Origin of the sequence: Flagellimonas sp. MMG031 (genome assembly GCF_040112705.1) — a bacterium.
GTDB lineage: Bacteria > Bacteroidota > Bacteroidia > Flavobacteriales > Flavobacteriaceae > Flagellimonas.
Genome location: NZ_CP157804.1, coordinates 1,939,794 through 1,960,349, shown reverse-complemented (window position 1 = coordinate 1,960,349; position 20,556 = coordinate 1,939,794). Strand labels below are relative to the sequence as shown.

At 45.9% G+C, this 20,556-nt stretch carries 15 protein-coding genes; 9 read left to right on the top strand and 6 right to left on the bottom strand.

Features of this window, described 5'->3' with window-relative positions; all coding sequences use genetic code 11:
- Nucleotides 1-18: 18 nt before the first annotated feature.
- Genes ABNE31_RS08795 through ABNE31_RS08785 form a run of 3 tightly spaced genes read right to left on the bottom strand, consistent with a single transcriptional unit; the run spans nt 19 to nt 5,833 of the window.
- Complete coding sequence (locus tag ABNE31_RS08795; protein WP_349350936.1) at nt 19-3,165, bottom strand: efflux RND transporter permease subunit; 3,147 nt, start codon at nt 3,163-3,165, stop codon at nt 19-21.
- Between the two features lie 12 nt (nt 3,166-3,177).
- The gene (locus ABNE31_RS08790; RefSeq protein WP_349350935.1) at nt 3,178-4,386 is read right to left on the bottom strand and encodes an efflux RND transporter periplasmic adaptor subunit; all 1,209 of its coding nucleotides are present in this window, start codon (nt 4,384-4,386) and stop codon (nt 3,178-3,180) included.
- On the bottom strand, nt 4,376-5,833 hold the full coding sequence (locus ABNE31_RS08785) for an efflux transporter outer membrane subunit (protein ID WP_349350934.1): 1,458 nt from the start codon (nt 5,831-5,833) through the stop codon (nt 4,376-4,378). Before ABNE31_RS08785 ends, ABNE31_RS08790 begins: the two co-directional genes overlap by 11 nt.
- Before the next feature lie 301 nt (nt 5,834-6,134).
- Here ABNE31_RS08785 and ABNE31_RS08780 point away from each other — a divergent pair, with 301 nt between their 5' ends.
- Nucleotides 6,135-7,202, top strand: coding sequence for a formylglycine-generating enzyme family protein (locus ABNE31_RS08780; protein ID WP_349350933.1), 1,068 nt, complete (start codon nt 6,135-6,137; stop codon nt 7,200-7,202).
- Between the two features lie 144 nt (nt 7,203-7,346).
- Here ABNE31_RS08780 and ABNE31_RS08775 read toward each other — a convergent pair whose 3' ends face one another.
- The gene (locus ABNE31_RS08775; protein WP_349350932.1) at nt 7,347-9,884 is read right to left on the bottom strand and encodes an FtsX-like permease family protein; all 2,538 of its coding nucleotides are present in this window, start codon (nt 9,882-9,884) and stop codon (nt 7,347-7,349) included.
- A gap of 1 nt (nt 9,885) precedes the next feature.
- Nucleotides 9,886-10,563 (bottom strand): ABC transporter ATP-binding protein, encoded by a 678-nt coding sequence (locus ABNE31_RS08770; protein WP_293287524.1) that lies wholly within the window; start codon nt 10,561-10,563, stop codon nt 9,886-9,888.
- A gap of 42 nt (nt 10,564-10,605) precedes the next feature.
- On the opposite strand from ABNE31_RS08770, the gene ABNE31_RS08765 reads away from it, so the two are divergent.
- From ABNE31_RS08765 to ABNE31_RS08755, 3 genes are all read left to right on the top strand, one after another.
- The gene (locus ABNE31_RS08765) at nt 10,606-11,307 is read left to right on the top strand and encodes an arylesterase (protein ID WP_293287522.1); all 702 of its coding nucleotides are present in this window, start codon (nt 10,606-10,608) and stop codon (nt 11,305-11,307) included.
- Between the two features lie 94 nt (nt 11,308-11,401).
- Nucleotides 11,402-12,763, top strand: coding sequence for a hypothetical protein (locus tag ABNE31_RS08760; RefSeq protein WP_293287520.1), 1,362 nt, complete (start codon nt 11,402-11,404; stop codon nt 12,761-12,763).
- A gap of 23 nt (nt 12,764-12,786) precedes the next feature.
- Nucleotides 12,787-14,187, top strand: coding sequence for a Gfo/Idh/MocA family oxidoreductase (locus ABNE31_RS08755; RefSeq protein ID WP_293287517.1), 1,401 nt, complete (start codon nt 12,787-12,789; stop codon nt 14,185-14,187).
- A 78-nt stretch (nt 14,188-14,265) separates the two neighbouring features.
- On the opposite strand, the gene ABNE31_RS08750 is transcribed toward ABNE31_RS08755, so the two are convergent.
- Nucleotides 14,266-15,192 (bottom strand): LysR family transcriptional regulator, encoded by a 927-nt coding sequence (locus tag ABNE31_RS08750; protein ID WP_293287514.1) that lies wholly within the window; start codon nt 15,190-15,192, stop codon nt 14,266-14,268.
- Between the two features lie 95 nt (nt 15,193-15,287).
- On the opposite strand from ABNE31_RS08750, the gene ABNE31_RS08745 reads away from it, so the two are divergent.
- From ABNE31_RS08745 to ABNE31_RS08725, 5 genes are read left to right on the top strand one after another with little or no spacing between them, the layout of a single operon-like run.
- Entirely contained in the window at nt 15,288-15,596 is a 309-nt protein-coding gene (locus ABNE31_RS08745; protein WP_293287512.1) for a hypothetical protein, read from the top strand.
- Nucleotides 15,597-15,642: 46 nt separating this feature from the next.
- Nucleotides 15,643-15,837: a hypothetical protein gene (locus tag ABNE31_RS08740; protein WP_179384700.1), complete on the top strand. Its 195-nt coding sequence runs from the start codon at nt 15,643-15,645 to the stop codon at nt 15,835-15,837.
- Between the two features lie 24 nt (nt 15,838-15,861).
- Entirely contained in the window at nt 15,862-17,319 is a 1,458-nt protein-coding gene (locus tag ABNE31_RS08735) for a proton-conducting transporter membrane subunit (RefSeq protein WP_293287510.1), read from the top strand.
- A complete protein-coding gene (locus ABNE31_RS08730; RefSeq protein WP_293287508.1) occupies nt 17,316-19,694 on the top strand; it encodes a DUF2309 domain-containing protein in 2,379 nt (792 codons plus the stop codon). The genes ABNE31_RS08735 and ABNE31_RS08730 overlap by 4 nt, the downstream gene beginning before the upstream one ends.
- Nucleotides 19,695-19,697: 3 nt before the next feature.
- On the top strand, nt 19,698-20,552 hold the full coding sequence (locus tag ABNE31_RS08725) for a DUF6671 family protein (RefSeq protein ID WP_293287505.1): 855 nt from the start codon (nt 19,698-19,700) through the stop codon (nt 20,550-20,552).
- The last annotated feature ends 4 nt before the right edge of the window (nt 20,553-20,556 follow it).

Genomic DNA, 20,556 nt, shown 5'->3' with positions numbered 1-20,556 from the left:
TTTTTTGAAAATGAAAAATCAGGATACAGCCGTTTCCGAAACATCCACTTTTTCAACGGTCTTTCCTTTTTGGATGGCCAAACGGGCATCTTCCAAAACCAAATAGAGACATGGCACAATGACCAAGATGATGGCCGTGGCAAAAACAATCCCGAATCCTAAGGAAATGGCCATGGGAATGAGGTAAAACGCTTGGCTAGAAGTTTCCAAAATAATCGGTGCCAATCCCCCAAAGGTGGTCATAGTGGTCAAGATGATGGGGCGGAACCTTCGTAATCCCGCTTCATGTATCGATTTATAAATCGGGTCGCCTTCCTTACGACGCTTGTTGGCGTAATCGATCATAATCAACGAGTCGTTTACTACAACCCCGGACAAGGCGATAACTCCCATCAAACTCACCAAGGAAAGGTCGTACCCCAACAAAATATGTCCGATAACGGCTCCTACAATCCCAAAGGGAATGGCTGTCATCACGATCAAGGGTTGCACATAGCTACCAAAGGCAATGGCCAACAAGGCATAAATCAACAACATGGCAATGGCAAAACCGGCCTTTAGCGTACTTGTACTTTCCCGCATGTCGGCTTGGCTCCCTTCAAAGGTCCAGGTAATTCCCGGGAAATCGGCCCTGAGCTGGGGCAATGTTTCTTCCTGTACCTTGGCGATTACACGTCCCACGGCATTCGCGGGCTCGGTATCCATTCCCACATTCACCACCCTACGGCCATCCCTACGATTGATACTGGTGAAGGCTTCCCGTTGCTCTACCTCAACCACGTCCATTAAGGGAACTTCCACGCCATCCTGCGTCCGCACCAAAAAGTTTTCCAAATTTCGGATATCCTTGCGTTCTTCCATGGGCAGTTTCACACGGACTTCGATTTCGTCCATTCCGCGAAGTTGCCTCATGGCCAAGGCTCCAAAAAAGCCATCCCTAACCTGTCTTCCGACCTCGTTTGAGGTAAGGCCAAGGTTACGTCCTTGGGGTAAAAGCTTAAAATCGTATTGGAGCTTTCCTTTGTTGTAATTATCAGTAACATCGCGGGTGTTGGCAAAAGCATCCATTCGTTCCACGAAGGCTTCACTTGCCTTTTCCAGAACATTGATATCCGAATGACTGAGGTCGACACTGATGGCTTGTCTTGCCCCTCCCGGACCTCTTTCCGCTTCAAACGTAATCTGGTCCACCCCTTCAATGTCCCCAATATTGTCACGCCAAAGTGCGATTACCTCCCCTGCGGTGATATCCCTTTGGTCTGGGGGCAACATCACAATTTCCACATCGATAAAATTTTGTCCGCGAACGTTGGTCTTGATGCCTTCGGCAACTTCATACAAATTGTGCTCTTCGAACATGCGCTGGGTGGCATTGGAAATATCGTGGGCTACTTTTGACGCTTGATCGGGAGTTGTGCCCACGGGCAATCGGACTCCTGCCTCAATTTCGTCGGCAGCCACCTCGGGCATTAAAATCATCCCCATGTGTCCACTATAACCATATCCTCCCACAATCAATAACAAAGCTATGGCACTACATAGGGTAATGTAGCGATGCTTTAAGCATTTGTCCAATAAAGGGCGATAACGTTTGTCAATAAATTGGTTGAAGCTGTTAGCGAACGAGCCTTGCCATTTTTCCAATTTTTGAACCCATTTGTTCTTACTGGTGTCTTCTTTTAGGTGGGCCAAGTGTGAAGGTAAAATAAAGAGTGCCTCCAGTAATGAAACGGCCAAAATTACAATCACGACCACAGGTAGTGGTTGCCAAAACTTCCCGGTTTCTCCGGGCATGAATAATAGGGGAACAAAAGCTATAATGGTTGTTGTAATACTGAAAATTACCGGTTTGGAAACGTCTTTGGTGCCTGCAATGGCCGCTTTCATTGGGCTTAAGCCTTTTTTACGATACTCATAAACGTTCTCCCCCACTACAATGGCATCATCCACCACAATTCCCAAAACCACCAAAAAGCCGAACATGGATATCATATTGACACTTATTCCAAGCATGGGAAGGAATATCATTCCACCTATAAAGGAAACTGTCATGCCCATCATCACCCAAAAAGCCAATCGGTATTCCAAGAAAAGGGTCAAAATCAGCAAAACAATGATAATGGCCAGCACCCCATTTTCGGTGAGCAAGGATAATCGCTCCCGATAATCGGAGGCGCGGTTGCTATCCGTACGGTACTTTATGCCCGGTGGCAATTGATAATCTTCCAAAATGCCCAGAACGGCATCCTCGATTTCCAGAGGGGATTGATCGCCAATCCTAAAAATTTGGAGTTCTACGTAATTCTGTTGGTTAAATTGACCATGAAAGCCGGTTTCTTCGAATCCATCGGTAATGGTTGCAATGTCCTTTAAACTAACCTTAGCTCCAGAGGGCGCCGAAACTATAGTGATATTTCCGTATTCGTCCGCCCATTGTTTGCGTTCCTTCATCCTCAGGAGAATTTCCCCGCTTTGGGTCTGGACGGCCCCGGCAGGAACATCGTTGCTACTTTGACGGATAATGTCGGCCACTTGGCCAAGGGTGAGATTGTATTTTTGGAGGTTGTTACGTGTAATTTCTATCCGGGTCTCATAATCGGGCACATTATTGAGTTCCACCTGGGTAATTGAGGGATCATTGAGCAGCAGAGTACGTAAACGTTCGGCCAGTACTCGGAGTGTCCAAATATCCGCATCACCGTAAAGCCCTATTTGGATGACATCCCTTTGTCTAGACCTCAGACTAACCTCTGGACGTTCAATATCATCTGGAAAGGTACGGATCCGGTTGATGGCCTGATCAATATCCTGAAAAGCCTTCATGCGTTCAGAACCAGCAACCAATTCAATACTGATTTGCCCTGAGCCTTCACTCGCCTCCGAAACAATTTCCTTGATACCCTGAACGCTTCGTACCGCCTCTTCCACCGGTTGGAGCACCCCTTGCTCCACTTCTGCGGGAGAAGCACCAGGGTAGGCAACGGATACATCCACAAAGTCCAGTTGAAATTCGGGAAACACCTCCTTTTGAATAGTGTACATGGTGAAAATACCGCCACCAAGGAGTATCAACATCAAGAGATTGGTGGCAATGGAATTCCTTGCCATATAACCAATGGCGCCTTCCTTGCGCACCTTTCGATTCTTTTTCTTTTCTTCTTCCATCACATCAATTCTTTAATCATTGCTTCCCGTAGTGCTTTCTTCCGACCTCGTCCTAAGTTCGATTCCATTGGAAACCGTGCTGAGATTGGTGGTTACCACCATGTCTCCCTGCTCCAATCCTGACCTCACGAAAGCGTAGCGATTATCGGTTAGTATGATATCCAACTCGCGTATTTCCAATAGACCGTCCTTCATCACCCAAGCTGTTTGATTGCTTCGGACCAAATCCCTGTCGAGCCTCACCACATTGGGAATGGAATCTGCCTGAATGTTCACTTCCACAAAGGTTCCTATCATTAATTTTGGGGCACCTTCAAGTTCTTCAGACGTTGCCAACGGGTCGTCTACCCTGACCAGAACCCTAGCTAGTCGTGTTTGTGCATCCAAAGCACCTATTTGCCTATCCAAATACCCCTCCCTATGCGCATCCTTTGGCCAAGCGGTAGGATTTTCGATATGAACCATTGAGCCTTTATCATTGGTGGATTCCGGAAACCGAAGCCATTGCAGTCTGGAAATGGGTACAGTTGCCGTAACCCAGTAACTATCGGTCCCTACGATCCTTCCCAAAGCATCGCCCTGGGCCACTTGCGAACCTATGGTCACATTTTGACTTAGGATATGGGCATCAAAAGGTGCGCGAATCGTGGTTCTTTCCAAATTCAATTGGGCTTGGTTTACCGAAGCTTTCGCAGCTTCGATAGTAGCCTTTACGGCATTTAATTGCGGTTTGCGCAGTACCAACTGGGTTTCATCCTCCGAGAGTGGATTACTCCCAAATAGCGAGTCCCTTGTAATGAGCTGTAGGTCTTCTTCAGCGATTTGCTGCCTCCCCATTTCGGTGGCCAAGGTGGTTTCCGATTGCAATAGTTCACTTTTCCTGAGTTCCAAAGTATTTCGGTAATCCGATGGGTCTATTTGTAGTAGGACTTCTCCTTTTTTTACAAATCCGCCCGGTGTGAATGCCGGGTCTCTGCGGATAATCTGGCCGGATACCAAGGGGCTTAGGGTGACATCTTCCACAGGCTGAACCGTACCCGTGGCCACTATGGTCGGGGCATAGGTGCCTTTTTCCGCCTCCACGACATCGACCAAGATGGCAGTTTCAATGCTGGCTCCTTCACTTTGTGCTTCAGGCTCGGTGGAAAAAATGAGTACGGTAATCAAGATTCCCCCGACCAAAATGGCCAAACATATCAAAATCAGTTTTTTACTGCTCATAGAATTCGTTTAGTTTACTGTTTCCGTCATCCAAGGTCCTTCCCGTTTCAAATCCCCCAGCCAGGGCGCGGTGGAGCGCTATTCTGGTTTGTACGTGCTGCAATCGGGCCGAAACATAATCCCTTCGCAATTGTTGTTCTTGGTCCAGTCCCAAAAGCACATCCAAATAGGGACTGAAACCGTTCAAGAACTCGACCCGTAGCTGTTTGTTACTTTTTTCGGCCAGTTCCAATTGGCGTGCGATATTTTCCAATCGTTCGGTTTGTTTCACATCCTGTACCAAGGCATCTTCCACCTCCCTAAAAGCCACTAGTGTAGCTTGCCCGTAGTCATACAATCGTTGTTGTTTAATGGCTGTGGCCCTATCTGCTTCGGCCTTTAGCCGTCCGCCGTAAAAAAGGGGTGCCAAAATGTTTCCAGTTAAGGAATAGGCCCAATTGTCGAAGAGGTTTTCAAAATTATTGGAACGAAACTGTCCCCGCCCACTTAATGAAATCCTTGGATATTTGCTTTGCACCGCTGACGCCATATCCCTATCGGCGGCCAACAGCAGTGCGAAGGATTGTCGCAAATCGGGCCTGCGACGCACCAAATCCAATGGTAGGCCGGTGTCTGGAAGTTCCCGAATTTCGGGTAAGTTGGCTGCCTCCATAGGCAATACACCTTGTGGCTGCTTGCCCAACAGCACTGCCAGTTGATTCTCCAAAAGGGCGACGTTCGTTTCAAAAATAATCTGTTGTTCCTTGGTGCTTTCCAAGAGCTGGGCCTGTCTTAAAATATCCACAGCCCTAATCTGTCCGCCCACAAAACGTGAACGAATCAATTTGATTATAGCCTCATTGGTCTTGATCTGGTCTTTGGTAATTTGAAGTTGTTTCTTGGCGGCGAGCAATTGGTACCAAGTGGTCGCTATTTCGGCGGAAAGGGACAAGGCTATGGCCTGATAATCAAAAAAGCTGGCCTCCGATCTAAATTTTTCCGCGTTGACCGCTGTTCCGATTCTTCCCCACACATCCAATTCGTAACTGGACAAGAAACCCAATTGCGTATTCTCACCACCCACGAAGTCAGGTTCGGGTAATGTTCGGGCTGTTTGTGCCGAAGCTTCAATCGCAGGCCATTTATTGGAAGCTTGTGTGCGTATGACCGCCCTTGATGCCACAAACTGTTGCCACGTAGCTGCCAAGTTCAAATTGGACTGCATTGCACTATCGATAAGCGCATTCAATTGCTCGTCCTGAAAGGTTTCCCACCATTTTTCGTTGATTAGGGTATCCTTTCCCGTTACACTGAATTCCTCAAATTCGTCCAAAGGAGAGGCAAGATTGGAGTACCTTGGGGAACAATGAGTGGCGATAAGACCCAGAAAGGATAGGAGTGATAGGACGAAAAAAGTTCGCACATAACCTTTCCTTGGAAATTTCCCCAAAATCCTAGTCTTTTTCATAGCGTTTGTTAACGTACTGCAGTTATAAGCAACCAAGTACTTTTATAAGTAAATGAATTTCAATAAGTTTTGAAAAAAAAATATGTCAACAACAGAAGCCACCCCTCGAACAACAACTTTTGTCCCAATAAAAAGCGGGAGGGATTATTTGAAATGAAAGTTGCCAATGGCAGTTCTGTATCAAATGGTTTACAAATCCCGTCACAGTCCACTGATCGACCCAGTTGGGATAATCATAAACATTCAGGAATATTGATGCTGTTCTTTTTTTTAATTTTGTGGCCTCATAAAAATCCTTGCTTTGAAACCGATAGTCTATTTTCTATTCCTGATTGTACTTTTCAGTTGTAAATCCAAGACCAACAAGCCCGAAGCATCAGAAAATGGAGTTGAGTCCCATAACGCCCTGCAATCAGAAAAAGCCCCGGAAGGAATGGTATGGATTCCAGGGGGTGAATTTCTGCAGGGAGCGGTCCCCAACGACCATATGGCCATGTTCCATGAAAAACCAGCCCACAAAGTACACGTAGATGGCTTTTTCATGGACAAGCACGAAGTAACCAATGCGCAGTTTGCCAAATTTGTGAAGGAAACCGGTTACGTTACCGTAGCCGAAAGAGCGGTGGATTGGGAAGCATTGAAAAAGCAATTGCCTGCAGGTACAGAAAAACCCCATGACTCCATTCTTCAACCTGGCTCGTTGGTATTCAAAAAAGCAAAAAGCAGCGTTCCCAACCTGTATGACTACTCCCAATGGTGGGAATGGAGAATCGGTGCCAATTGGAAACATCCCCACGGACCTGGAAGCAGCATTGAAGGGAAGGAAGATCATCCCGTGGTGCATATTGCGTTTGAGGATGCCCAAGCGTATTGTGAATGGGCGGGCCGTAGACTTCCCACCGAAGCAGAATGGGAATTTGCGGCTCGTGGCAACCAGATGGGAAGTTTATTTTTCTGGGGGGATGACATGGAACAATTAAGCGCCCATGCCAACTCATGGGAAGGGGAATTCCCCGTAGAAAATACCATGGAAGATGGATATGAGCGTAGCGCTCCCGTGATGAGCTATCCCAAAAATGGCTATGGCCTTTACGATATGGCAGGCAATGTGTGGGAATGGACCAGCGACTGGTACAACACCAATTACTATCAACAATTGGCCTTGAGCGGCAAGGTTGCCCAAAATCCAAAGGGTGCGAAGAGGGCTTTCAATCCCGGGAACCCAAGGGCAAGGGAACGCGTCATCAAAGGGGGGTCGTTTCTATGCAGTGCTTCCTACTGTGCCAGTTATCGCATTTCCGCACGGATGAACACCAGCCCCGATTCGGGAATGGAACATTTGGGTTTCAGGACCGTACTTTCAGAATAAGAAAATTGGAAAAGGTTGTCTAAAAAACAGTACTATTTGAACCTAGTCAGGTTGAGCGCAGTCTAAACCCCTTGATTATCAACATGCTTTAAGTTATACACTGCGCTCGAACTGACAGACAAACTGATTTTTGGACAGTCTTTTTTATTCTTTCTCCTTTTTCAGTACAGCCAATGGGGAATTTCTCACAATCCCAATACTATTGGTCACACCCAGGGTAAAAACCAGGAGTGTTATCGCAGGTAGAATTATGAAAAACGGCACCGCAGAAGGTGCAAAAGCGGTTTCAAAAAGTAGCCATGCCAGTAGTGAACTGGCCAAAACAGCCAATACCACCCCCATAAAGGCACCCAAAAAGCCTAAAATGGTATACTCGATAGCGATCATTTTGAGAATTTGCGCACTTTTTGCGCCCAAAGTCCTTAGCAACGCTCCTTGTTTTACCCTTTGATGCTTACTGCTATAAATAGCTCCCATCAATACAGCAACCCCGACAAAAATACTGAAGAAGGCCATAAAATTGATAATCCATCCAATCTTTCCCAAGATGTCTTCCAGCAGGGCGAGAATCCGTTTAAGGTCTAAAATGGAAACATTGGGAAAATCGCGTACCAATTGCTGTTGGAGGCTTGCCGAACTTTCATCATCCGATGTTCGCAGGGTCATGACCCCAAATTGAGGGGCATTCTCGAGCACTCCCGATGGAAAAACAACGGAAAAATTGGGCTGCAGTCTACTCCAATCCACTTCGCGTATGCTCTGCACCGTGGTCTCCATAATCCGACCCTGTACATTAAAAGCGACCGGGTCTCCAATGTTTACTTTTGCCATGTTGGCAAAGTCACTGCTTACGGAAATCGGGATTTCGGCATTGGATTCCGCTTGTTTTACCCATTCCCCTGCCATAATCCTTTCCGAGCCGATAAGACTATCACGATAGGTCACCCTGAATTCATGGTTCAATATCCACCTGCCCACTTGTGAGGTGGAATCTTTTCGAATGTCCTCCACATGTCGGCCGTTCAAGGTCTCCACCCGCATTGTAACAATAGGAATCTTGTCAATTACCGGCATTCCTGCGGATTCCACCGTTTGTGCAATGGCTTCCACTTGTTGCTTTTGAATGTCCATTAGAATCATATTGGCACTATTGGCACTGTCTTCAATGGCCGCTTTCTCCAACAACATATCCTTTGTAAAATACAGGGTGCTGATCAAAAATGTACCTATCCCAATCGATAGAACCAATACCAAGGTTTGATTTTGTGGGCGAAATAGATTCTTTAGGCTTTGACGGGCGATAAAACTCCATGAATAGGGGAAAAATCGTTTTAACAAGGCCATAAAAAAACGGGCCACAGCGGTCAAAATCAAAAATACGACCAGCAGACCGGCCACAAAGAGTAAAGACCTCACCAAATCGCCTAGCAACCAATAGGAAAAACCACAGATAAAGAGTAAAATGGCCATGCCAACGGCAGCAGTGGCCCTTTTGGAATTGGACCTTGGTTCCTGTACCACCCTAAGCGCTTGCAATGGTGACACATAGAGCGTTTTCATAAGGGGGTAAAGGGCAAACAACACGGACATGGCCACCCCAAGTAAAAGACCCAGCAATATGCTTTGCATCGAGAAAGTGATATCCACATCCACAGGCAAGAGGTCACCCAACAGCACAGGAAAAAGCTGCTGAAGGAGATACCCCAGTATAGTTCCCAACAAACCACCAATGATACCCATGCAGACTATCTGGACAAAAAATATCAAATAACTCTGTCGTTTGGAAGCTCCCAAACATTTAAGCACAGCAATGGACCTTATTTTCATGCGAACATAGATACCCATTCCGCTGGCGATGCCCACACAGCCCAACAAAAGCGCAATAAACCCTACAAGATTTAGGAATTTTGCGAAATTTTCATACCGCCTGCCCAATCTTCTCGCTTCGGATAGATGCGTATCCAAATCTGCTTCTTCCAAATCCAAGACAGGTTCCACCTTCTTGCTCAACAAGGCCATATCCTGACCTTCATCAGCCTCAAAATAATACTTGTACTCGATTCGGCTTCCAGTCTGCACCAACCCGGTCATTTCGATATATCGATAAGGAATGAGGACCGGCGGAGCAATGGCGCCGAAAACCGAAGTGCTGCCGGGTACATTCTCCAATGCACCGGAAATCGGCAGGGTCACAGCCCCCAATTTGATACTATCCCCTTCTTTTAGCTGGAGTTGTAGCATGGTAGTGGCATCCACCAGTGCACCACCGTTTTTAAAAGTCTTGCTAGCCGAAGATGGCTCGGTCTCCAAATCCCCGTAAAAAGGGAAACCTCCTTCCACGCCCCTAACTTCCATGAGTTTGGTGCCATTGCTTGCGGGGAAAGCAGCCATGGAAAGGAAGTTGATTTCCTTTGCATCGGCACCTCCAAGGGAATCCATGATTCCCATCACCTTATCATTGACGGGCTTATCACTTTCAATAACAAAATCCGCCCCCAAAAGGGATTTCGATTGTAGGGCAATGTTCTCCCGCAATACCCGGCTGAATGAATGTACACTTACCACAGCGGCCACGCCCAAGGTAATGGAGAAAACAAATAACAAAAGTTTACCATAGCTCGCCCGACCATCGCGCCAGGCCATTTTGAGCAACCAAGAAAATCCAGCGTTGTTCTTTCCCATACTACCCTACGGTTTCCTCGATTTTGCCCGATCTAAGGCGAATGCTTTTATCCGTTTTTTTGGCCAACTCCAAGTCATGGGTCACGATTACGAGTGCTGTACCCTGCTCCTTGTTAAGCTCGAAAAGCAGGTCCTCTATCCGAGTCCCTGTGTCGTCATCAAGATTTCCAGTAGGCTCATCAGCAAACAAAATCAATGGGCGGTTGGCGAAAGCACGTGCCAGGGCGACCCTTTGCTGCTCCCCTCCGGATAATTGTGACGGATAATGCGCTTCCCTCTCCTGAAGCCCCACTTTGGCCAATAGTTCCTTTCCCTGTTCCTTGGCTTTTTTTGCCCCGCGCAGTTCCAAAGGAACAACAACGTTCTCAAGAGCGGTGAGGGTCGGTAGCAATTGAAAGTCCTGAAAAACAAATCCCACATTTTGGTTTCTCAACAACGCCCTCCCGTCTTCATCCAAATCGAACAAATTGGAACCACAGAGCCAAACCTCGCCCTGATCTGTAGTGTCCAGTCCGGCACAAAGGCCCAACAATGTGGTTTTTCCACTACCTGAAGGACCTACTATGGCAAAACTTTGGCCCTTATCCACCTCAAAAGAAACATTATTGAGTACATTTAAGTCATGATCTCCACTTTTATATGTTTTAGAGAGGTTTTGAACTTTTAATATCTTTGACATACCATGTTTTTGGTTAAAACTCTCAAAATACTAAAATTGCCCATGACCAAGAAAACCCCAAGCTTCCGCAGTCCGTTAATGTTTTGTTATTTTTTGATTTTACTAGTTTCTGGCTGTGGTGAGAAGAGTTCCAAAAAAGAAAAACAGGAATCGGTTCCAGCAGAAGAAACGGTAGTTGCCGAAACAGCCGATTCCGATAAAAAAATACTCTTTTTTGGCGATAGTTTAACCGCTGGCTACGGCCTAGAAATGGGTGAGGCTTTTCCGTCGGTCATCCAACAAAAAATTGATTCTTTGGGGCTGAATTACTCCGTAATCAACGCTGGGCTAAGTGGCGAGACCACCGCTAGCGGCAAAAATCGATTGGATTGGGTGTTGGAAGAGGACATTGATATCGTTATCATCGAATTGGGAGCCAATGACGGGTTGAGAGGGATTCCATTGACCGAAACGGCCTCCAATCTTCAAGCGATGGTCGACCAAGTACAGAAAGAGCTGCCCAATGCCAAGATTATTTTGGCCGGTATGAAGATTCCACCTAATATGGGTCCGGAGTATACCGCAGAATTTGAGAATATTTTCCCAAACTTGGCATCAGAAGAACAAATAGCAATTATTCCCTTTTTATTGGAAGGTGTAGCCGGTATTCCCGAACTGAATCAGGCCGATGGCATACATCCCACCGAAAAAGGGCAAAAACTGGTCGCTGAAAACGTGTGGAAAGTGCTAAAACCCATGCTCTGAAGACCAACCATAGGGTTACGCCACAAAATACCCTTGGCTTGTGAATTTGCAAAGCCGTATATTTAGGGCGCACACCAAAACTAAACAACCAAACATGAAGGTTTTTTTACATCTTCAGCAGCTTCTCGTGCGCCAATTTCAATTGTCGCTTTCAAAGTCCTGCCTACTTTTATTCAGTATTTTATCCAGCATTTCCTTATCCGCACAGCAATCGAAAGATTCCCTGGAAATCATCACATTATTGGAAAAAGAAGGAAGGACTTGGCGTATGGGGGACAAAGAGGAACATGCCGAATGCTGGCTGGAGCGGCCTTATGGACGCATTATGGTTTCTACGGCAGATGGAAACACCTTCAACCTACCCTCAAAAACCATGATCGACCCCCAACCGGGCATGATGGGAAATGGTGGATTTGCCTTTCATTCCAATCACAGTATGAAAATCGGCAGGGATATGGCATGGGTGAACCATGATGAAGTTTCGGTGGACACCAATGGAAAGGTGTCCCTATCCCATGAAATACGTCTTTTGGAAAAATGGAACAATCAATGGAAATTAGTGGGACAGTCCATCCATTCCTACAATAACCCTACAAAACAAAAAATGGATACTACCAGTTACATACAGACCGTAGACATTGAGACCGGGAGCATTGAAACGGTACTAACGATAAATGAGCATTTTGAAGCCCCCAATTGGCACCCGGACAATTATTTGATCGTAAACAGTAAAGGGAAGTTATATACCTTGGACCTTGAACGTAAAGAGCTGGAACTATTGGAAACCGGCTTTGCCGACGAATGCAATAATGACCATGGCATTTCTCCCGATCACAAATGGCTCGCCATTAGCCATAACGACAGGGAACACCCCTCAACCAAACCCTATAAATCTGCTATTTACGTTCTTCCTATTGGTGGTGGCACGCCACGAAAGGTAACCTCTAAAGTGCCTTCTTATTGGCACGGATGGTCGCCAGATGGCAAAAGATTGGCCTATTGCGCCGAGCGAAATGGAAATTATGACATCTATACCATCCCAGTAGAAGGTGGTGAGGAAAAAAGACTGACCAATGGGGAGGGGCTGGATGATGGCCCTGAATATTCCCCAGATGGTAAGTACATCTATTATAATTCCTATAAATCCGGGCACATGCAATTATGGAGAATGGAGCCAAATGGCAAAAACCAGGAACAATTGACTTTTGACCAAAATTCCAATTGGTTCCCCCACCCTAGCCCAGATGGCAAATGGATTGTATATATCGCCTACACTTCGGACCAAAAACAGAATCACTTATTCGGTAAGCAAGTGAAGTTAAGATTGATGAACCTGAAAACAAGGGACATTAAGGACATTACCCCTGTGTTCTTTGGGGGCCAAGGTACCATCAATGTGCCCTCATGGAGTCCCGATAGCAAAAAGGTCGCTTTTGTGAGCTATTCCATCAACTAGAAGAAAATAAGAAACCAAAACACATGAAAAACAACGATTCCAACAAAAGAAGAAAGTTTTTACGTCAAATTGGGGCCACTACGCTGGCTACGGCGAGCACCCCCTTTATCTCATTTGCAGCCCAAGAAAAGGCCGAAGAGCGCATACTTCGTTATCAAAAAGGGTTTGGGAGCAACGATACCGTCCGTATCGGTGTGATTGGCTATGGTGTCCAAGGCCATTTTGACCTATCCACTGCCCTCCGTGTTCCCGGAGTAGAGCTTGCCGGTATTTGTGACCTTTATGAAGGCCGACTGATTCGGGCACAGGAAGAATTTGGCAAGGACTTGTACGTTACCCGAAATTACAAGGACCTATTGGACAGGGACGATATTGATGCGGTGCTTATCTGTACCACCGATGTGTGGCATGCGCAGATGACATTGGATGCGCTTGCCAAAGGCAAGCATGTGTATCTGGAGAAACCGATGGTTCATAAAATCGATGAAGGCTATCCAGTTATGCAAGCGGCAAAAAAATCGGGCAAGGTGGTCCAAATTGGTAGTCAACGTGTAAGCAGTGTGGGCTATGAAAAGGCAAAAGAGCTTTTGGCTGCCGGAGAAATCGGGGACTTGAACATGGTTTCCGCGGCATGGGACCGTCAAAGTTCCATCGGAGCATGGGAATACACCATTCCAGACGATGCCAGTGCCGAGACCACGGATTGGGAAACCTTTATCGAAATCACTGATAAAATGCCATTTGATGCCAAAAAATTCTTTTGGTGGAGGGCCTTTAAGGAATTTGGAACAGGCGTTGCCGGCGACCTTTACATCCATTTACTGAGCGGTACACATTTAATTACCAATTCAAAAGGACCAGAGAGTGTGTATAGCACTGGACAGTTCAGTTACTGGAAAGATGGCAGGAACATGCCCGATGTGATGTCCGGCGTCATGCAATATCCCGATAGCGAAGAGCATCCTGCTTTCCAGTTGAACCTACGGGTGAATTTCATCAGCGGTACCGGAGGTCAGGAGGTCATAGAGCTAATTGGTTCGGAAGGCACCATTACCATCAATGGGGACGATATTACGGTGGGATACAGCAAAATGCCCGAAGCTCCCGGATTTGGAGGTTATGATTCTGTTTTTACCTTCCCCGAAGAAATGCAAAAGCGGATGACTGCCGCTTATAATGCCAAATGGACCGAGGCACAGCAAAAAAGACATCCAAAGGGTGATGTAATCTATAAAGCTCCCGAAGGATACAGCTCACATCTGGATCACTTCACCAACTTTTTTGACGCCATCCGTGATGGTAAAACGGTTGTGGAAGATGCAGAGTTTGGATTTAGGGCAGCCGCTCCGGCACTTGCCTGCAACACCAGCTATTTTGATAAAAAAATCATGCATTGGGATCCCAAAAACATGAAATTGGTGTAGTTGCACCCCTAATAAACCTTTAAGGTTTTCTGAGACAGAGACATCAAAAAGCGCCATGCCTTGGGTACGGCGCTTTTTTTATGAAAAATCGGAAATCCAATCAAATTTATCCTTGATGATAAATTCCTTGCGCTCCCTCAGATAATCCAGAAAGGCCACTGCAGCGGGTGAAAGATTTTTGGATTGCAACCAAATCAAGTTCCAATTGGTAATAATGGGCAATCCTTTCACGGGCACAATTTTGAGGTCTTTGTTACGAAGTGCGTTCTTGTTCCCGATCAAGGGCATGATGGAACATCCCAATCCCGCAATTACGGCCTGTTTTACAGCTTCGTTTGAGGTAAGCTCCATGGTTTTGTTGACCTTAAAATTATTCTTTTCGATAAAGCCTTCCATCGCATTTCGCGTTGCAGACCCAGGTTCCCTATAAATCAGGGGCGTTCGTTCAAAAAGATGCTTTTTTGAAGGCGATTTTGGTAATTCCCGATCATAATTGCTCACGTAAAACAATTTATTGGGCATCAGTTCCACACCATCTACTTTCAATTTATCCGGTAACACCGAAACCAGGGCAAAATCAACCTCATTGAGTTCCAAACTCCGGACGACCTTAGTTTTGTTCGTCACGTCCATTATAAGATCTACCCCGGTATGTTCTGCCATAAAATCCGACATAAAATAAGGCATCACATACTTGCCGGTGGAAACGACCGATATTTTAAGGCGACCCGATAATTTTCCTTGATACGCCATGGTCCGGTAGTTGATTTCTTGTACTTGATTCAAAATTTTTTCGGCAGCTTGGGCAATTTCCTTTCCAAAATCCGTGACAAAAAGTCGTCTGCCCACCACTTCCGTGAGGGGAATCGGAAACTGATCTTGAAAATTTTTCAACTGTATGGACACTGCTGGCTGGGTCAGGTGAAGCTCCTCTGAAGCCTTCGTAATGCTCTGTAATTCAGTTATTTTCAGGAATATCTGTAGTTGGTGCAAAGTGTAGTTCATAAAAGAAGTTAATGTTTATTATTATAAATATAAATAAAATTTAATGACTTATTTACCTAACCTTTGCAGCAAAGAATAAATCTAAACTCACATCCATGGAAACAAAGCAATTATCAAAAGTGACCACTGAGCAAAAGACGATTCAGTTGGTAGACGGGACATTCACACCTAGTGAGGCCTGCGATGTTATCTCCTCATTGATCGATGAAAAAATCAACTTTCACAAAATCCAAAGACTCAAAATTTGGGAAGGCAATCACCACAGCAAGACCAACCTATTGGACAGTCGCATCGGAGAATTGGAGGAAGAAAGACAAACAGCCCGAATGATCATCAACCAGGCGCGAGCTGAAGGTCGTAATGTTCAAATCAACGGCGTTTTGGAATTCAAATTTGTGGATTAATTCAACATACTGTCCAAACCATCAGCAAATGCTAAATCAAGACAACATGCAAAAATCAAAACATATTATCCCCGTGCTTTTGGGACTGCTTATCATGGTCCTAATGATCGCTATGTCATACCTAAATCAATCCATGTTCCTAGATCGCATCTTACTGTGCAGTTTTATCGTAGGAGTGGTATTGTTGGCCAAAGTGCGTAGCGGTGTTCAACGTGTCGTTCCAGAAGAAAAAGACAAATAGGAATTTCCTCAAAAAAACACGAAAATGACTCAACTCACAACCATCATCAGGAAATCATCCGAAAAAACAGTCTTTACCGGGGCCATCCCGGTTTTATTTTGGCTGATGTTTATCGGTAACCTGATCTTTACCTCATTTCACTTTCCCAATGTACCCGAATGGAAATGGGGCGAATTAGTAAAATTCAATGGCTTTTCGGCCTTATTGTGGACCACGGTTTCCTTTTTTGGAGGTGTGATTACCACCTACGCCAGCTCCTATTTTAAAGATCGTGGGCAACGCTCCAAATTCATGCTCCTGTGTTTGGGCTTTACCATTGCCGTTATGCTCTTTTTGGTATCCGAACACATTGTGTTGCTCATGTTCAGCTGGCTATTGATGGGAGCCGTGATGTCCAATTTAATAGGTCTGGATTCACGATGGGGAGAGGCCAGGGAAGCGAAACGTTTTGCCCGTCAGTATTTTGTGATCGGCAGTGTTTTTCTGAGTATCGGTTTGCTTCTTTTAGCATCGTATAACCACACCATCACCTTGAGCGGTGTAATCGATGGTATTGGTAAAACACCTGACCATATTATTGTGATTGCGGCCCTATGTATCATTGTAGCGGCATTGATCCAATCAGCCATATTTCCCTTTCATAAATGGTTGTTGTCCTCGATGACCGCCCCTACCCCTGCCTCCGCTTTGATGCATGCCGGATTCGTGAACGGTTCAGGCATTGTATTGACTGTTTTGGCCACTGTAATTGTGGCCTCCCGTACCATGGATGTGCTCTTTATTATTGGAGGCCTTACGGCCATCTTGGCGCAGTTCACCAAACTCATCCAAACCAATGTAAAACAACGGCTGGCCTGTTCCACCATTGCACAAATGGGCTTTATGATCATGCAATGTGGACTTGGTTTCTTCAATGCGGCGATTGCCCACTTGATCTTACACGGATTTTACAAGGCGTACTTGTTCCTATCCTCTGGGGAGGAAATCGAACGCTTGAACCCGAAACAGCCCCCTGTCATTAAGATCAAATGGTTGGAAGCCTTGGTCGTATTGCTGTTCAGCTTACTTGGGGCCTTTATTTTTGCCAGACTTACCGGAAAAGGTATGGAGTGGGATAGCGGAATTTTCCTTACGCTTATCGCATCAATTACGGTTGGACAGGCCACCTACAATATCGTGAAGCAAAGAACCTTCAGCGGCCTGCAAAAACTTATAGTTCCCCCCTTTCTTTTTGTGGCCGGGATTGGTGCCTATGCCCTCTTTTACAATGGTGTATCCGCGCTTATGACAGGTATGGAAATTATATCCGTCCCTTCACCGGTAACCCCGCTACAGATCACATTTGGGGTAGTGTTTTTGACCGGTTTCTTTCTCATGAAACTAGGGGTGTACCGCCAAATACCATGGCTGTACGTAAAACTGATGAACCTATCGCAACCATCAAAAAAGACCATTTTAATGTATAAAACCAAAACACAATGAACCCGACCACCATTAGCACACTCATAGAAAAAGCTGCCGATCATATTGGCAGCACTTGGCCACTCTATTCCTTTGTGACCTCGAATCCGTTGAGCGGTTACGAAAAATTGCCTTTCACAGAGGCAGTACAGCGGGCGAAGGAAGTTTTGGGAACGTCAGTTTACCCAAAGGCATCGGTTTACCAAAAAGCTCTGGAAAATGGAGACATCAATGCAGGGGTCTTGCAAAATGTACTGCACAAACACGGCTATAAAAAGCTTCCAGAACATTATTTGCCATTGATGGAATCCGAGCAAACGGTAGAAAATATCAATCCATTTGCCGAATTGGACAGGGCCATGGTAAAGTGGTTGTCCGCTTTTATGGACGAAGGATTGGCAGAATGGGAGATGCCATTCAAATCCTCCGGATTCTACAACGCATGGAGAAAGCTCGCTCCCTACGACGAGATTTTGGGGAATATCGGAAGCAACGATATTCCAAAAACCAGTCAGGAAGCATTGATACAGCTTACCAATAATTTTTCCGAAAGGGAGATTCAGGAGCTATTCACCCAACACTTGGCCGCTTTGCCAGGGTGGATAGGGTACATCAAGCTAAGGACACAGAACCAAACGGAGTGGCAAAAACAATACCCCATAGATCTGGAACAGTATCTTGCCGTTCGATTGTGGACAGCCAAACAACTTGGTATAGCGTTATTGTCCAATGAAAAAAAGACTCAGCCAGATACCGAAATCGCGGAGCTACAACACTTATGGCTCAAGGCATGGGAAAAAAGCTGGCAATTGGAATTGGTCCACACTCTTGGCAACTCGCCCAAAGAAATCGACTTGAACAAGAAAAAAAGCAGTGTTCCCGATGCGCAACTGGTATTTTGTATCGACACGCGTTCGGAATTGATCCGTAGGCACGTGGAGTCCAAAGGTTTTTATGAAACCTTTGGTTACGCAGGCTTTTTCGGGATTGCCATGGATTATGAGAACTCCCAAAACGGTATTACACAAAAATCCTGTCCCCCAATTTTGGATTCGTGCTACACCGTAAAAGAGGTGGCTCAAGAAAACAAGGAAGTTGAAAAGCAAAAATTGGACAGGAAAAATGAGGTTTCCCAATTCTGGAACTACTTCATGAAACGAATGAAGAACATGTTGCCCTCCACCTTTGGCTTTGTGGAAGGCTCCGGTTTCTTTTACGGACTTCATCTTATGGCGCGTACCATAAGTCCAGCTTCGCTCTACCGTTTTTCCCATAAGAGAAAAACAGGACACGAGTCGGTTTGCGACCCACAATTGCAAAACGCCCAAAACACCCATGATCTAAATGTGCCGATAGCGGAACAGGCCGCTATCGTAAAATCCGGTTTTGATTTGATGGGATGGCAAAATTTTGCTCCCTTGGTCGTTTTTGTAGGCCACGGAAGCCATTCGGCCAACAATCCATTTGGTTCCAGCTTGGATTGTGGTGCCTGTGCGGCCAGCCCTGGGCGACACAACGCAAGAATGCTGGCCAAAATGGCAAACAACACCGATGTTAGGAAGCTATTGGAAAATCAATATGGTCTCAAGATTCCGGACGCAACCTGGTTCTTGGGAGCGGAGCACAATACGACCACGGATGAAATCGAACTGTTTGACAAACATATTCCATCATCCCATCAACAGTTATTGGACAATCTAAAATCAAATCTTGAAAAAGCCCAAATTACAGCGACCCAAGAACGGTTGGGCGCTATGGGCAACAGTGTAGCCATGGCGCAAATCAATGCCAGTAACTGGGGCGAGACCCGTCCAGAATGGGGATTGGCCAGAAATGCAAGCTTTGTTATCGCACCTAGAAAAACTACCCAACATATTGATCTGGACGGAAGGTGTTTCCTGCATTCTTACGATTGGAAAAACGATAAGGATGGAACGGCTTTGGAAGCCATTATGCAAGGGCCCATGGTAGTGACACAATGGATCAACAACCATTATTACTTTTCTACCGTGGACAACGGAAAGTTTGGTGCGGGAACCAAGACTACCCACAACATTACCGGCAAGTTTGGGGTGGTGCAAGGTAATGGCGGCGATTTACAGACAGGGCTTCCATGGGAGTCCCTCTACAACGCCGATAACGAGCCCTACCACTCCCCTTTGCGACTTACTGTGGTAATCCAAGCGCCAAAGGAAAGGGTCAATACCATTCTTTCGAAGTACGAAGCACTCAAGTCGTTAGTGACCAACGAATGGATTCACCTCATCATTATAGATCCAGAGAAAGGAACCAGCATCCACTGGTTGGACCAACAAGAACTGGAACTTAAAGAGGAGGAGCAGTTTATTAATGGGTTTTTAAAACGAAAAGTACACGAAGAATTGACCATTGCCTAACACATGAAAACCCCTGCTCACGGAAATGACCTATTTGTAGGAAGAACCGTGACCATTGCTACGATGCATGGTAAAGAGCAGGTTTTGGCACCCCTATTGGAGCGCGAACTACAGGTTCGCTGTACGGTAGCGGAACATTTGGACACGGATGCTTTCGGAAGCTTCTCAGGAGAAATACAGCGAAAAGGCACTCCTTTGGAAGCACTGAGGGCAAAGACCAAAAAAGCAATTGAGTTGGTCGAGGGAAGTTTGGTGGTGGCCAGTGAAGGATCATTTGGCCCCCACCCTTCCTATTTTTTTATCCCGGGAAACGAGGAAATGGTCATGTTGACCGATACCGTAAACAAACTCGAAATCGTAGGTCGACATTTGACCGAAAAAACCAATTACCATAAAAGAGAAATCAAAAGTCAATCGGAATTCGAATCCTTTGCCAAAGAAATTGGTGCTCCCGAGCACGGTATCATTCTTAAAACAATACATGGAGCGCAGCAGGTTTGGAAGGATTTTTCATCCTTTGAAGAAACCGTGCACACTGTGGAACGGCTACTTCATAAAGGAGCATCCTTGCAAGCTGAAACCGATATGCGAGCCATGAACAACCCTACGCGCATGAAGGCCATTGAACAGGCCACCTTGGATTTAATCAAAAACATCAAATCGTGCTGTCCCAAATGCCAAGTCCCTGGTTTTTCGATTCAAGGAGTACAACGGGGATTGCCCTGTGAATACTGCGGGATGCCCACCAAGTCCGTGAAAGCGCACGTATACAACTGCCAAAAGTGTGGCTTTACAGAAACGCGCTCAAACCAAAGGGAATACGAAAACCCACAATACTGCGATTATTGCAACCCATAAACCT